Here is a 14692-nt window from a genome sequence, read left to right as displayed (position 1 = left end):
ATAGCAAGGCATTTTAGACTAGGTTTAACTGCAAACCAACACTCTTTTAGTATTAGCGTATATAATTTGTTCTGCTTTTTAAGGCAGGAATATTATTTTTCTTTTTTTAAGGGGGGAACTGGATCTTCACCACCTTCATTCAACGGGTGACATTTTAATATTCGTTTGCTTGCTAACCAACATCCTTTTATTACACCAAAGCGTTCTATAGCCTGGTTTGCATAAGTAGAGCAGGTTGGTTGAAATCGACAATTAGAGCCCAATAATGGACTAATAAAACGCTGATAGCCTTTTATACAAGCTATTGCTAGTTTTTGTGGCGCTGAATTATTTTTCGCCATATTTTTTCTAATTCTTGGTTGATTTCGTTATTGTCGAGTTGATCAATACCGGACTTTACCATAACTACCATGTCGATAGCAGGTAAATCATGTTGATTTAAACGAAAGCTTTCTCTAATAATTCTTTTCATGCGATTTCGTTGTACGGCAAGTTTCACACGTTTTTTAGCAATAGCTAAGCCGAGACGATTTTTTTTACATGAATCATCAGATAAATTAGTAGGGGTAATAAGTATAGTAAAATGGCGAGAGCCAAATCTGATAGGTTTTTTAAACACAGATTGAAAGTGACCGGGAGTCAACAGACGTGACTCCCGATTAAATTCATAAGTAACCTTATTGGTTACCATCTTAATTCAGTTTCTAACTTAGAAATAAAATTAAGATTAAGCACTAAGGCTTGCACGGCCTTTGGCACGGCGACGAGCTATAACAGCACGGCCATTTTTAGTTGCCATACGAGCACGGAATCCGTGGTTACGCTTACGCTTTAATACGCTAGGTTGAAATGTTCTTTTCATTACGCTAATCCGTCGGTTGTTGTTGCCCTGACAAAAAAGCCATTTGAGCACACAGGTCTAAAAAAAGAGGCCGAATTCTAAATCTAATTCAGCTCACTGTCAATGTTTTATCTTGAATATTTATTAAAAGATCCTTTGATGATCGTTAGGATCTTAGCTGTTGTGGTGACTTGCATTTTAATGTTATTCACCGAACGGGGTAAAAATATCCACAGGTTTGATGTTAAATGGTATTTTTTTACTGATTCATTGCTTTTTTATTTGTATAAGCAATAAAAGTAAGTAATCCATTTTTGAGTAATTTTAATATAAAACCTTACTAATAAGCCAATTAAACTAGTCTTTAGCTGTTTATTGTAAAAATAATTACGAATAGTTGTCTGTCAATATTGCACTTGTGGATAAGTATAGAGATAATGGTAGTACATAATAAAAAACTTTCGTTTGTTTTACTTTTTCAAGTCGTAAAATTTCTTGTCTTTTAAGTAACGATCTTATTGTTTATTTTCTAATGCTTCTTTTTTAATAAATAGATAATAACAACAAGCGGATGAAATATTTTCCTTTGGAGTTTTGGTTGGAACACTCTCTTTGGCAGCGATGCCTTTCTGTTCTTCAAGAAGAATTGCCAGCACAGCAATTTAGTATGTGGATTCGTCCACTACAGTGTGTTGTTACGGATAATATATTAACACTATATGCACCTAATCGTTTTGTTTTAGATTGGGTTCGCGATAAATATGTTAATAGAATCAATGAACTAATAACAATGACAGATGGTGGGGATTCATACCTTTTACGTTTTGATGTGGGTAGTAAACCACTAAGTCCTGCTGTACAAAAAAATGCAGCGACTTCTGCCGGCGCCAATTTTAGTCCAAATAGTAAATCAGCTCCCACTGCTGAAGCGGAAACAAATTTACCAAAAAAGGCTAATGTTCGTGTTAAATATACTTTTGATAACTTTGTTGAAGGTAAATCGAACCAGTTAGCAAGAGCCGCCGCTTCACAAGTTGCTGATAATCCCGGTGCAGCTTATAATCCATTATTTATTTATGGTGGTACTGGTTTAGGTAAAACGCATTTATTACATGCAGTTGGTAATGGCATTTTACAAAATAATCCCAATGCTAAAATCGCTTATATGCACTCAGAACGTTTTGTGCAAGATATGGTAAAAGCGTTGCAAAATAATTCCATGGAAAAGTTTAAGCAATATTATCGTAGTGTTGACGCTTTATTAATTGATGATATTCAATTCTTTGCTGGTAAAGATAGAACTCAAGAAGAGTTTTTTCATACTTTTAATGCGCTACTTGAAGGCAATCAACAAATTATCTTAACTAGTGACCGTTACCCTAAAGAAGTTGCCGTTGAAGATCGATTAAAATCTCGTTTCGGTTGGGGCTTAACTATTGCGATTGAACCGCCAGAATTAGAAACACGTGTCGCTATCTTAAAAAGAAAGGGACAAGAAAGTAATATCAACTTAGCGGATGAAGTTGCTTTTTTCATTGCTAAACGTTTACGTTCAAATGTACGTGAATTAGAGGGAGCGCTTAATCGTGTTATTGCTAATGCAAATTTCACGGGTAGAGCGATTACTATAGATTTTGTTAGAGAAGCTTTACGAGATTTATTAGCTTTGCAAGATAAGCTTGTTACTATTGATAATATCCAACGCACTGTGGCTGAATATTACAAGATTAAAGTAGCGGATTTGCTCTCGAAGCGAAGAAACAGATCTGTCGCTAGACCTAGACAGCTAGCAATGGCATTATCTAAAGAATTAACGAACCATAGCTTGCCAGAAATAGGTGATGCTTTTGGTGGAAGAGATCATACTACAGTGTTACATGCTTGTCGTAAGGTGAAGTCTCTTAGAGAGGAACTGCATGATATTAAAGAAGATTATTCTAATTTGATTAGAACCTTATCGTCTTAATATTTAATGTTTTCCACTAGTGTTATAGAATTATTTTACCAACTAAAATTTAATAATAAGAAATTTGCTCAAATGCAGGATGATAAATGAAATTTTCACTTAATAGAGAATTATTACTTAAGCCATTATTGTTAGTTTCTGGTGCAGTTGAACGCAAAAGTACTTTACCCATTTTAGGAAATATTCTTTTTGATGTTAAAGGGCATTTGTTAACCTTGACTGCTACCGATTTAGAACTTGAAATGGTAGCTCATGCTGAAATAGATAATCAGGGTGAAGATGGAAAAATAACAATACCTGCACGTAAATTACTTGATATTTGTAAAAGTTTACCTGAAAACTCAATGATAAGTTTTAATGCTGAAAATGATAGCGTTAAATTAACGTCAGGCAGAAGTCGCTATTCGCTATCAACATTATCAGCTGATGACTTTCCAAATATTGAAGAATGGAAGGGCGATGTTGAGTTTAAATTATTAAAATCAGAATTATTGCGCTTAATTGAAAGTACGCATTTCTCAATGGCTAACCAAGATGTTCGTTATTACTTAAATGGTATGTCGATCGAAAGTGAAGGTAATGAAATTAGATCTGTTGCTACAGACGGTCACCGATTAGCTATTTGTAAAATTTCAAATGAATCTTTAACACTACCAGCAAGACAAGTTATTGTTCCTCGAAAAGGTATTTTAGAAATAATTCGTTTGCTTGCTCCTGTTGATGAAGCGGTGCAAGTTTATCTTGGCTCTAATCATATTCGTATTATTGATTCAGAATTTTCGTTTACAAGTAAATTAGTTGATGGACGTTTTCCTGATTACCGTCGAGTTTTACCTCGTAATGGTGATAAAATATTTGTTACTGATAAAGAAAAATTACGTCAAGTATTGTCACGGGCATCTATTTTATCGAATGAAAAATTTAAAGGTGTTCGTTTAAATTTTTTAAATTCTTTATTAAAAATTACAGCTAATAACCCAGAGCAAGAGCAAGCAGAAGAAGAGTTAGAAATAGATTTTCCATATGATGAACTCGAAATAGGTTTCAATGTTAGTTATGTACTTGATGTACTAAATGCGATTAAAGATGAAAAAGTTAAGTTTACTTTAGCTGATGCTAATTCAAGCGTTGTTATTGAAGGTGCAGATTCTGGTGAAGCGCTTTATGTTGTTATGCCAATGCGCTTATAGTTTGTTTACCATTGAAATTAACTAAATGAGTGTTATTAAATTAGTTACCAAAAATTTTCGTAACTTAAATGATGCTACAATTGATTTTCACTCACAATTAAACTTTTTTGTTGGGGATAATGGTAGCGGAAAAAGTAGTTTATTAGAGGCACTTTTTTTTCTAGGACATGGTAAATCTTTTAGAACAAGTAAACTTGATGCACTAGCTTGTCACGAGACAACTAACTTTGTTGTTAGTGTTAGAGATGGAAATAATCGCCAACTAGGATTAAGTCGTGATATTAGTACAGGCTCAACAACTATTAAAATTGATGGTGAATTTCAGAATCGCTTATCAGTGTTAGCTAAAAATATTGCAATACAAATTGTTACGCCAGAGAGCTTTAAACTTTTTTTTGGTGGACCTAGGGAACGCAGAAGGTTTGTCGATTTAGGCATGTTTCACGTGAAACATTCATTTGCACAGCAATGGAAAAACTTTAATCGAGTTTTAAAACAAAGAAATGCTTGTATTAGATTAAATCATCATTCAAGTGCATCTAACGCTATGCTGTCATATTGGACTGAGCAGTTCTGTCAAATGTCTGCTGAAGTTGCTAGTGTAAGGGAAGAGTATAGCTTAACCTTGATTAATGAATTAGATGGTTGGCTAACACTGCTACTGCCAAGTTTGAAGAGCAGAGTAACGGTACAATACTTACGAGGATGGCCACAAAAAAGAGAATTAGAAGAAGTACTTTTTAGTAATCAAGAACGTGAAGCTAAATATGGATATAGTTTATATGGTGCTCATAAATTTGATGTAAAATTTCTCCTTGATAAACAGCCTTTAGAGACTCAACTATCTAGAGGTCAACAAAAGTTGTTTTTACTCGCGTTAACTTTTACCCAAGCTAAATTAATAGCTAGAGTTGAACGAGTAAAACCAATTTTATTAATAGATGATATTGGTGCAGAATTAGATATTAATTCTCGTAAAGCGCTATCAAAGGCGTTAGAAATATTAGATTGCCAAGTGGTAATTACTGCAATTAGCAATGATGTTTTAACTCCTTTTTTTGAGCGCTTTAATGATGGTATTTGTAATAATGTTTGCTCTGAAAATGAAAAAACAATTACAACAATAGAAAATTATAAAGTGTTTCACGTGAAACATGGCGAAATATCAGCGATGTCTCCAAACGATTCTGACTTAAAAACAGAAACAGCAATTGAATAGGCTAAAACTATGACTGTAGAAAATGAATATGACTCGGCCAGTATTAAAGTACTAAAAGGACTTGATGCAGTACGAAAAAGACCCGGTATGTACATCGGTGACACTGATGATGGTACTGGTTTACACCACATGGTTTTTGAGGTGTTAGATAACTCAATTGATGAAGCTTTGGCAGGACATTGTAAAGATATTGTCGTCACTATTCATTTAGATGGTTCTGTTTCTGTAAAAGATGATGGCCGTGGTATACCAACAGAATTACATCCTGAAGAGGGGGTTTCTGCAGCTGAAGTTATCATGACAGTATTACATGCTGGTGGTAAGTTTGGTGGAGATGACTCAGGTTACAAAGTTTCAGGTGGACTTCATGGTGTTGGTATTTCTGTAGTAAATGCTTTAAGTAGTAAACTAAAGTTGAATATTCGTAGAGATGGGCAATTATTTGAACAGTATTACCATATAGGCATACCACAAGCACCTCTGGCTGTTGTTGGAGAAAGTGATAAAACAGGTACCGAGGTACGTTTTTGGCCAAGCACTGATACTTTTACAGACGTTTTATTTCATTATGAATTGTTAGTTAAACGTATTCGTGAATTGTCATTCTTAAACTCAGGTGTCTCAATTCGTTTAATTGATGAACGTGAAGAAGGTAAAGAAGATCATTTCCATTTTGATGGTGGTATTCAAGCGTTTGTTGATTATTTAAATACAAACAAGACACCTGTAAATGAAGAGATTTTCTATTTTGATTTAGCACGTGACGATGGCATTGTTGTTGAAGTGGCGATGCAATGGAATGATGGTTTCCAAGAAAGTATTCACTGTTTTACTAATAATATTCCACAGCGTGATGGTGGTACTCATTTAAGTGGTTTCCGTACAGCATTAACTCGTACATTGAATAGTTATATGGTGAAAGAAGGTCTTAATAAGACCAAAAAAGGTGGTAGTACAGAAACGAACGCTTCAGGTGATGATGCACGTGAAGGCTTAACTGCTGTAATTTCGGTTAAAGTACCAGATCCTAAATTCTCTTCTCAAACTAAAGATAAACTAGTTTCTTCTGAAGTGAAAACGGCAGTTGAACAAGCAATGGGTGAAAAGTTAGGTGAGTACTTATTAGAAAAACCTGCTGTTGCTCGTACTATTATTATGAAAATTGTTGATGCTGCGAGAGCTCGTGAAGCTGCGCGTAAAGCACGTGAAATGACTCGACGTAAAGGTGCATTAGATATTGCTGGCTTACCAGGTAAGTTAGCTGATTGTCAGGAAAAAGATCCTGCACTATCTGAATTATATATTGTGGAAGGGGACTCTGCTGGCGGTTCAGCCAAGCAGGGACGTAACCGTAAAAACCAAGCTATTTTACCGTTGAAAGGTAAAATATTAAACGTAGAGAAAGCACGTTTTGATAAAATGATCTCTTCTCAAGAAGTTGGTACACTCATTACAGCATTAGGCTGTGGTATTGGTCGTGATGAGTACAACCCAGAAAAATTGAGATATCATAGTATTATCATTATGACGGATGCGGATGTTGATGGATCGCATATCCGTACATTGTTATTAACATTCTTTTATCGTCAAATGCCTGAAATTATGGAACGTGGCCATATCTTTATTGCACAACCACCGTTATATAAAGTGAAAAAAGGTAAGCAAGAGCGTTACATAAAAGATGATGATGGTTTAACAGAATACCTCACTACTTTAGCATTAGACAGTGCTTCTATTCATGTTAATGAAGATGCACCTGCTATTACTGGTTTAGCACTAGAACAGTTAGTTAATCAATTCCGTACTACCATGGAAACTATTAAGCGTATCTCTAGACAAATTCCTGCAGATATCCTAGAAAAAATGGTATATAGCACGAATATCGCGAAAGAAGATTTTGCAGATAAAGATAAAGTTGATGCATGGGCTAAAGATTTAATTACTCAACTTGATGATCAAGATGGTAACGGCTCTCTATATACCGTGACTGTAGAGTACAATACTGAGCGTAATATTTATTACCCAGAATTTATTGTTCGTAAGCATGGTATTGATAAGGTTTACAGTTGTAACTATGAGTTTACTCAGTCTAATGAGTTTGCAGCGATTATTTCATTAAACGATGCGATTAATAATTTAATGGAAGAAGGTGCTTATGTTAAACGAGGTGAGAAGGTTAAACCTGTTGACACCTTTGAAGAAGCACTTAGTTGGTTAATGGCTGAATCTAAACGTGGTCAATATATTCAACGTTATAAAGGATTGGGTGAGATGAACCCTGATCAATTGTGGGAAACTACCATGGATCCTGAAACACGTCGTATGTTACAAGTTACGATTGATGATGCGATTGCAGCAGATCAACTGTTTAATACCTTAATGGGTGATCATGTAGAGCCGCGTAGGAAGTTTATAGAAGAAAATGCCTTAAAAGTTTCAAACTTAGATTTTTAAGTGTTATGACCTATGTAAATAATATTTTTACATAGGCAGTAGGGATGAAATTTAGAATTTCATCGATAAATATTATATGCTCGGTCATCATAACTGAGCATTTCTATTTTAAAAACAGCACGTTATGTTTTTTGATGAATGTATAGCGTGTAAATTTATAACTTAGAGTGAATTTGACAAAACATGACTAGTTTCAATTGTAAAACGTTTCAAGGTCTAATCTTGCAGTTGCAAGATTATTGGTCAAGACAAGGCTGTGTAATAGTACAACCGTTAGACTTAGAAGTAGGGGCTGGTACCTTCCACCCAATGACCTTTCTACGATCTATAGGGCCAGAGCCTATTAGCAGCGCTTATGTTCAGCCATGTCGACGACCAACTGATGGTCGCTACGGTGAAAACCCTAATCGCTTGCAACATTATTATCAATTTCAAGTGATGTTAAAGCCTTCTCCAAAGAACATTCAAGAGCTATACCTGAATTCATTAAAAGAGCTAGGTATTGATCCACTTGTTCATGATATTCGTTTTGTTGAAGATAACTGGGAGTCACCAACGTTAGGTGCATGGGGCTTAGGCTGGGAAATATGGCTTAACGGTATGGAAATCACTCAATTTACTTATTTCCAACAAGTCGGCGGCTTAGAGTGTACACCTGTTACAGGTGAAATTACTTATGGCTTAGAACGTCTGGCAATGTACATTCAAAATGTCGATAGCATTTATGATCTTGTTTGGGCTGATGGTCCAATGGGTACTGTATATTACGGTGATGTTTTCCACCAAAATGAAGTTGAGCAGTCTACTTATAACTTTGAACATGCTGATGTTGATGCGTTATTTAAGCAGTTTGATCAATGCGAAAAAGATAGCCAAAAACTAATTGAAGCTAATTTACCATTACCGGCATACGAGCAAGTGATGAAAGCGTCTCATGCTTTCAATTTACTCGATGCACGTCATGCTATATCAGTAACAGAACGTCAACGTTATATTTTACGTGTACGTACTTTATCAAAAGCGGTTGCTGAAGCGTATTACCAAAAGCGTGAAGAACTAGGCTTCCCGTTATGTAAAAATAATCAAAATGACGCTTCAAACAAAGGAGATAAATAATGACTACTGAAACACTCCTTATTGAATTGGGTACTGAAGAGTTACCACCTAAAGCATTGAAAACATTAGCAACAGCTTTTTTTGATAGTATAAAAAGTCAACTTGATAGCCATGATTTAGCATATAACGATATAAAGTGGTTTGCTACACCTCGCCGTATGGCTGTACAAGTTTTTGATTTAGTTGATAAACAACAAGATAAAACAGTAGAAAAACGTGGCCCGGCAGTGAATGTTGCGTTTGATGAAGCGGGTAATGCTAGTAAAGCTGCTCAAGGTTGGGCAAAATCAAACGGTATAACAGTTGAACAAGCTGAACGCTTGGTAACTGATAAAGGTGAATGGTTGCTTCATACTGCAACAGTAACTGGCTTAGCCACCACTGAATTAATTCCTGACATGGTAAATATAGCGTTAAAGAAATTACCTATCGCTAAACCAATGCGTTGGGGCGCAGAGCGTACTCAATTTATTCGTCCTGTACATACACTAACGATGTTATTTGGTAGTGAGTTAATTGCTGGCGAAGCGCTTGGTGTTACTTCAGGTAATCAAGTACAAGGTCATCGTTTTCATCATCAAGGCTTAGTTACCATTAATCATGCAAATGATTATCAAGCGGAACTTGCTAAAGCTTATGTTGAAGTAGACTTTGCAGAGCGACAAAATAAAATTGTTGAGCAAATAAAACAAGCGGCGAATAATATTGATGCAGTAGCATTAATTGATGAAGATTTACTTAACGAAGTAACTGCATTAGTTGAATGGCCAGTAACATTGGTAGGAACGTTTGATAAAGAATTCTTGAATGTGCCTGCTGAACCATTAATTTATTCAATGAAAGACCATCAAAAGTATTTCCCTGTTACAGATAAAAATGGTCAATTAGTTAACAAATTTATTTTTGTTTCTAATATTGAGTCAAAAGATCCTGAAGCAGTTATTTTTGGTAATGAAAAAGTAATTCGTCCACGTTTAGCGGATGCTGAGTTTTTCTTTAAAACAGATAAAAAGCAAAGTTTAGAGTCACGTTTAACAAGTCTTGAGTCTGTGTTGTTTCAAAAACAGTTAGGCACACTAAAAGCGAAATCAGAACGTATCGCACAGCTGAGCCAATTTATTGCACAGCAGTTAAATGAAAATGCAGACGATGCATACCGTGCTGGCTTACTCAGTAAAACAGACTTAATGTCTGAAATGGTATTAGAATTTCCACAAGTGCAGGGCACTATGGGTAAATACTATGCTTTACATGATGGTGAAAATGAAAATATTGCCCAGGCATTAGAAGATCAATATCGCCCACGTTTTTCTGGTGATAGCTTACCGGAAGCAAATATAGGTTGTGCTGTTGCTATTAGTGATAAGATTGATACCTTAGTTGGTATCTTTGGTATTAAACAAGCACCTAAGGGTGATAAAGACCCATTTGCGCTTCGAAGAGCTGCCATTGGTAGTATTCGTATAATTATTGAAAAACAGCTTAATTTAGACCTGTCAGAGCTTATTAACAAAAGTATCGAGTTGTTTGGTGATAAGTTGATTAATGAAAATACTGCTAATGATGTCTTAGATTTCATTATGGGTCGTTTCCGTGCTTTCTATCAAGAGCAAGGGATCAGTGTTGATGTTATTCAAGCAGTGTTGGCTAAAAAGCCTAGTGCACCATTGGATTTTGATAAACGCATTAAAGCGGTTACTTTCTTTGGTGACTTACCAGAAGCTGCGACCTTAGCTGCTGCAAATAAACGAGTTGGAAATATTTTAGCTAAGTTTGATGGTGAGCTTTATCAAGCTTTTAATGTTGATTTAGCAACAGAGCAAGCCGAACGTGATTTAGCTGATGTTTATCAAGCAATCAGTCTAAAAGTTGCACCATTGATGGCGGATAAAAACTACCAAGCGGCTTTAAGTGAATTAGCACAATTAAAAGCGCCAATTGATACTTTCTTTGATAATGTAATGGTGATGAGCGATGATGAAGCGATTAAAACTAACCGCTTAACATTACTTAATGAAATTCGTAATAGTTTCTTTGCTATTGCCGATATTTCACTACTGTAGCAATGTATCGTTAGAAAACTCGGTTAATTAACTAAAAGGGCATAGTGATATGCCCTTTTTTGTGCGTGAAGTTTGTGTTTAATAACTAGCGCTTGGTTTAATAAATATTCCTTTAGCCGCTATTTTTCTGAGTTAAAATCAAAAACTATCAAGCTAGAGTAAAGTAAAGGCAATACTCCTAAGTATTCCAATTGATTAAAAACAGCTTAAACCGAGTTCAGGTTAAATAGAATAGATGTCTTTAAAAAATCGATTTGCTCTTGGTAAATAGTAATTATCATAGTTAACAGAAAATGCAATTGAACTAGCTTTACCTTTAAGTTCATGACGAGGGACTAAACCATAAACTCGTGAATCGGCGCTGTTACGACGGTTATCACCTAACACAAAGTAATAACCATCAGGAACGGTTAATGGCGAAAAAGTACTACGTTGATTACTCCTTTCTTTATCGATACGAATAGAGTGATTAATAGCACCAAGCTGCTCTATAGCGACAAGTTGCTGAGGGTTTTCTTTGGTTATTTTATATGGCATAGCTTGACCATTAATATAAAGCGTTTCTTCTTTCATTGAAATTCTATCGCCAGGTAAGCCAACCATACGTTTTATTAAACGTTTATCAGCTGTTTTAGATTCAAACACAACTATTTCTCCACGCTTAGGCTCTCCGGTTGATAGTAGAGATAGTTGGCTAAAAGGTAGTCTTAAATCATAAGCCATTTTATTAACAATAATTCTATCGCCCTCTTTAATCGTTGGCTGCATTGAGCCTGTTGGTACCGTGTACCAATCAGCAACGGCACTTCTAAATACGGACATTAATAAAACAAAGAGTATAAATAGTTTGTTATCTTTTAGAAATTTTTGTAAGTAAGTCATTATATTTCACCTCATAGTAGTAGTTTGGGTTAGAGATAGTTTTAATAAAAAGGTTCGGCGAATACACATATGTTTACAACTTTACTAGTAAGGCTGTGATACAAAATAAAATCATTAGAGTTTGAGTTAGATCAATGACGTAAATAATTAAAAGCGTAGTGTGTTAGTTAGAGTACATTATTAAAATATAACAACGTAGGAGAAAATTATGACGTTAGAAAAACATGACCTTCATCACGAATTTCCAGATTTTAATGAGGAAATTCATTATTTAAAAATGAACGACAACCACTTTACTCGTTTGTTTAATGAATACCATGAAATTGACCAAGAAATACGTCATATAGAGCAGGGGATAGAGAATACTAGTGATGACTATTTAGAGAAGAAAAAGAAAGTACGTTTAAAACTAAAAGACGAACTGTTTGTTATGCTTCAAAAAGTGGAATTACCAGCATAGCTAAATAATAAGCGTCATAATAGGGTTAATCTTACTTGTTTGAAATAATAAAGGTTAGCCCTTTTTAATTACAAATAAGTAAGGCTTTTCGTCAACTTTTTTGGCAATAAGCTCATGCTCCATAAACCGACAAAAGCTAGGTATATCACGTGTCGTTGAGGGGTCATCGCAAGTGATTAATAGAGTTTCACTACTTGCCATTTTTCTTATCTTTAATCGAACCATCATTACTGGCTCTGGACAGCGTAGACCAATAGCATCAAGGGAATGATCTGTTTTGTTAAATGTTTCGTTTAGCATAAATGATATTGGGTAGTTAAATTTATCGAGTGTTACTATTCTACTTCATTTCTATTTGAGCTGTCTCGTATATAGTTCAACCAACTAAATATATATCAACTCGCATGTCTAGGCCGTTTAGGTATATACTTTCATCAGATATCTGATATGTTTTGGGAAAAGAGAAGTTAATGCTAACCCGTGTAGTGTCGAAAATATTGTTAACACTGGCTATAGTTAGTTATAGCTTTAGCCTACAGGCGAGTGAGCCATTTAAAATAACAGTAGATAAAATACAGCAAAAAAACTTTATTAAAGCAGAGAAGCTTGTCAGTAAAAGTGATTCTGCTCAATATCAATTACTCTATAACCAACTTCATTATTATTCATTACAGCCTTATTTAGATCAAAGTCGCTTAATGAATAAAATTAGTTTGTCAGATGCACAAGAAATCTCAACATTTTTAGAAGAGTATCAGGGTACACCTCTTGATTGGCCTTTGCGAAAAAAGTGGTTAACTTATCTCGCGAATAAAAAACAAGGTGCTTTGTATTTAAAAGATTATAAGCCGACTTCAAATGCCAAATTAGTATGCCATCAGTTAGATTTCAGTTTACAGGCAGGTGTGCCAGAAAGTGAGATACTTCCTAAAGTTACTAAATTGTGGGTGGTTGGTAAGTCACAAGATAAGGCGTGTGATCCTTTATTTGAACGTTGGCAAAAAGCAGGGTATCGTACCAACGATATTATTTGGCAACGTATTGGTTTGGCTGCTGATGGTGGAAAGCACACACTTATTCCTTATTTAACTAAGTTGCTACCGCCAAAACAGCAATATTTAGGACGCTTATGGCATAAAGTTAGACGTGACCCTTCTATAGCAAGTAAGTTTAAGAACTTTCCAAATAAATCAACACGTGAAGTAGAAATACTAACATACGGTCTTAAGCGACTAATATGGCATTCACCCGATGTAGCAATTCGTAGTTATAATAAGGCAAGGGTGAAATTTACTTTTACACAAGATCAACAGCAGCAAATAACCGAAAGGTTTGCAGTAGCCTTATCATCTAAAAACCACCGTGCAGCACAAACTTGGCTTGATAAACTTGATGTTAATGTACTGAGTGATAGTATTCTGCAGCGACGCTTATCGCAGGCATTAAAGAAAAATGATTGGGATCAACTGATTATAGATTTAGCGCAATTACCTAAAAAACATAAGAATGATTTGAAGTGGAAATATTGGTATGCACGGGCATTAATTGCAACAAATGCAAATGAACCAGGCATTCTTTTATTGCAAGAGCTAGCTAATGAACGTCATTATTATGGATTTCTTGCCGCAAGTTATTTAAAAAAACCGGTGAACTTGCAAAACAAACCACTTCAGTTTTCTTTAGCAGAAAAGAAACAGCTAATTAATTATCCTGCTGCTAAGCGCGCTTTTGAGTTTCATTCCTTAGGGCGTCATCATCAAGCACGTTCAGAATGGAATTACTTACTTAAAAAATTAAATAATAGAGAAAAGTTAGTCGCAGCAAAAATAGCGAATGAAAACCAATGGTTTGATAGAACAATTTTTACTTTAGTTAATGCTGGCTACCTAGATGATGTTGATTTACGTTTTCCGAAAGCGTTTGATAAAGAAATTAATTTTTATGCGAAAGAAGAAAAAATAGCGCCTTCGTGGGCTTTTGCAATCGCAAGAAGAGAAAGCTCTTTTATGAAGGATGCTCATTCACCAGTGGGGGCTAAAGGGTTAATGCAGTTAATGCCTAATACGGCAAAAAGTCTTAAAAAAGGCAGGGTCAATAATAGTTATTTGTTGAATGCTGAAAACAATATTCAGTTAGGCACCAAATATTTAAAAATTCTTTTGGGTAAAAACAATGGTAATCAGTTGCTTGCAACCGCTTCTTATAATGCAGGGCCATACAGAGTAAGTACTTGGGTGAATAACATCAAATCTATTCCTGCTGATATTTGGATTGAAACCATACCTTATAAAGAAACGCGTAACTATGTAAAAAGTGTTTTAGCCTATCAGGAAATATATCAGCATAAACCAGGACAAGTCAGTGAGCTTTTTGAAAAAGTGATTAACATGACCATAGGTGGCTAACTCCTTTCGTTGTTAATAAAGTAAAAGAGCGTTAAACCTAGCGAAATGTACAATAAGCTGCACAAATTTAAAGAAGATCTATTGTCGTGTTATAGC

At 35.2% G+C, this 14692-nt stretch carries 13 protein-coding genes; 8 read left to right on the top strand and 5 right to left on the bottom strand.

Annotated features, from left to right (window positions below):
• Window positions 1-92 precede the first annotated feature (92 nt).
• From yidD to rpmH, 3 genes are all read right to left on the bottom strand, one after another.
• Complete coding sequence (gene yidD, locus KO509_RS02105) at window positions 93-341, bottom strand: membrane protein insertion efficiency factor YidD (RefSeq protein ID WP_215971638.1); 249 nt, start codon at window positions 339-341, stop codon at window positions 93-95.
• Window positions 308-643 carry a ribonuclease P protein component gene (rnpA, locus tag KO509_RS02100; RefSeq protein WP_252727341.1) on the bottom strand — a complete coding sequence of 112 codons (336 nt, stop codon included), beginning with the start codon at window positions 641-643 and terminating at the stop codon, window positions 308-310. The genes yidD and rnpA overlap by 34 nt, the downstream gene beginning before the upstream one ends.
• A gap of 84 nt (window positions 644-727) precedes the next feature.
• Window positions 728-862, bottom strand: coding sequence for a 50S ribosomal protein L34 (gene rpmH / locus KO509_RS02095; protein WP_033080930.1), 135 nt, complete (start codon window positions 860-862; stop codon window positions 728-730).
• 577 nt (window positions 863-1439) lie between these two features.
• Here rpmH and dnaA point away from each other — a divergent pair.
• From dnaA to glyS, 6 genes are all read left to right on the top strand, one after another.
• Window positions 1440-2807 carry a chromosomal replication initiator protein DnaA gene (gene dnaA, locus KO509_RS02090; RefSeq protein WP_215971636.1) on the top strand — a complete coding sequence of 456 codons (1368 nt, stop codon included), beginning with the start codon at window positions 1440-1442 and terminating at the stop codon, window positions 2805-2807.
• An 86-nt stretch (window positions 2808-2893) separates the two neighbouring features.
• Window positions 2894-3997 carry a DNA polymerase III subunit beta gene (gene dnaN / locus KO509_RS02085; RefSeq protein ID WP_215971635.1) on the top strand — a complete coding sequence of 368 codons (1104 nt, stop codon included), beginning with the start codon at window positions 2894-2896 and terminating at the stop codon, window positions 3995-3997.
• 25 nt (window positions 3998-4022) lie between these two features.
• The gene (gene recF / locus KO509_RS02080; RefSeq protein ID WP_215971634.1) at window positions 4023-5216 is read left to right on the top strand and encodes a DNA replication/repair protein RecF; all 1194 of its coding nucleotides are present in this window, start codon (window positions 4023-4025) and stop codon (window positions 5214-5216) included.
• Between the two features lie 9 nt (window positions 5217-5225).
• A complete protein-coding gene (gyrB, locus tag KO509_RS02075) occupies window positions 5226-7670 on the top strand; it encodes a DNA topoisomerase (ATP-hydrolyzing) subunit B (protein ID WP_215971633.1) in 2445 nt (814 codons plus the stop codon).
• Window positions 7671-7853: 183 nt separating this feature from the next.
• Window positions 7854-8786, top strand: a complete 933-nt coding sequence (glyQ, locus tag KO509_RS02070; RefSeq protein WP_215971632.1) for a glycine--tRNA ligase subunit alpha — start codon at window positions 7854-7856, stop codon at window positions 8784-8786.
• Window positions 8786-10849 (top strand): glycine--tRNA ligase subunit beta, encoded by a 2064-nt coding sequence (glyS, locus tag KO509_RS02065; RefSeq protein ID WP_215971631.1) that lies wholly within the window; start codon window positions 8786-8788, stop codon window positions 10847-10849. Before glyQ ends, glyS begins: the two co-directional genes overlap by 1 nt.
• A 222-nt stretch (window positions 10850-11071) precedes the next feature.
• Here the strand turns inward: glyS and lepB are convergent, their stop codons facing one another.
• Complete coding sequence (gene lepB, locus KO509_RS02060; RefSeq protein ID WP_215971630.1) at window positions 11072-11731, bottom strand: signal peptidase I; 660 nt, start codon at window positions 11729-11731, stop codon at window positions 11072-11074.
• A gap of 208 nt (window positions 11732-11939) precedes the next feature.
• Between lepB and KO509_RS02055 the strand changes: the two genes are divergently transcribed.
• Window positions 11940-12191 carry a DUF465 domain-containing protein gene (locus KO509_RS02055; RefSeq protein WP_215971629.1) on the top strand — a complete coding sequence of 84 codons (252 nt, stop codon included), beginning with the start codon at window positions 11940-11942 and terminating at the stop codon, window positions 12189-12191.
• Window positions 12192-12245: 54 nt separating this feature from the next.
• On the opposite strand, the gene tusA is transcribed toward KO509_RS02055, so the two are convergent.
• Window positions 12246-12491, bottom strand: a complete 246-nt coding sequence (gene tusA / locus KO509_RS02050; protein ID WP_215971628.1) for a sulfurtransferase TusA — start codon at window positions 12489-12491, stop codon at window positions 12246-12248.
• A gap of 170 nt (window positions 12492-12661) precedes the next feature.
• Between tusA and KO509_RS02045 the strand changes: the two genes are divergently transcribed.
• Window positions 12662-14596, top strand: coding sequence for a transglycosylase SLT domain-containing protein (locus KO509_RS02045; RefSeq protein WP_215971627.1), 1935 nt, complete (start codon window positions 12662-12664; stop codon window positions 14594-14596).
• The last annotated feature ends 96 nt before the right edge of the window (window positions 14597-14692 follow it).

The organism is Colwellia sp. C2M11 (genome assembly GCF_018860915.1).
Lineage (GTDB): Bacteria > Pseudomonadota > Gammaproteobacteria > Enterobacterales > Alteromonadaceae > Colwellia.
The sequence above is the reverse complement of the archived record's forward strand: the minus strand, read 5'-3'. Positions and strand labels throughout refer to the sequence as shown.

Bases quoted from the DNA above. Each gene is read 5' to 3' on its own strand.
- KO509_RS02055 (WP_215971629.1), top strand. From the start codon at position 11,940: ATGACGTTAGAAAAACATGACCTTCATCACGAATTTCCAGATTTTAAT.
- lepB (WP_215971630.1), bottom strand. From the start codon at position 11,731: ATGACTTACTTACAAAAATTTCTAAAAGATAACAAACTATTTATACTC.
- yidD (WP_215971638.1), bottom strand. From the start codon at position 341: ATGGCGAAAAATAATTCAGCGCCACAAAAACTAGCAATAGCTTGTATA.
- rpmH (WP_033080930.1), bottom strand. From the start codon at position 862: ATGAAAAGAACATTTCAACCTAGCGTATTAAAGCGTAAGCGTAACCAC.
- gyrB (WP_215971633.1), top strand. From the start codon at position 5,226: ATGACTGTAGAAAATGAATATGACTCGGCCAGTATTAAAGTACTAAAA.
- glyS (WP_215971631.1), top strand. From the start codon at position 8,786: ATGACTACTGAAACACTCCTTATTGAATTGGGTACTGAAGAGTTACCA.
- glyQ (WP_215971632.1), top strand. From the start codon at position 7,854: ATGACTAGTTTCAATTGTAAAACGTTTCAAGGTCTAATCTTGCAGTTG.
- dnaN (WP_215971635.1), top strand. From the start codon at position 2,894: ATGAAATTTTCACTTAATAGAGAATTATTACTTAAGCCATTATTGTTA.
- tusA (WP_215971628.1), bottom strand. From the start codon at position 12,491: ATGCTAAACGAAACATTTAACAAAACAGATCATTCCCTTGATGCTATT.
- recF (WP_215971634.1), top strand. From the start codon at position 4,023: ATGAGTGTTATTAAATTAGTTACCAAAAATTTTCGTAACTTAAATGAT.
- KO509_RS02045 (WP_215971627.1), top strand. From the start codon at position 12,662: ATGCTAACCCGTGTAGTGTCGAAAATATTGTTAACACTGGCTATAGTT.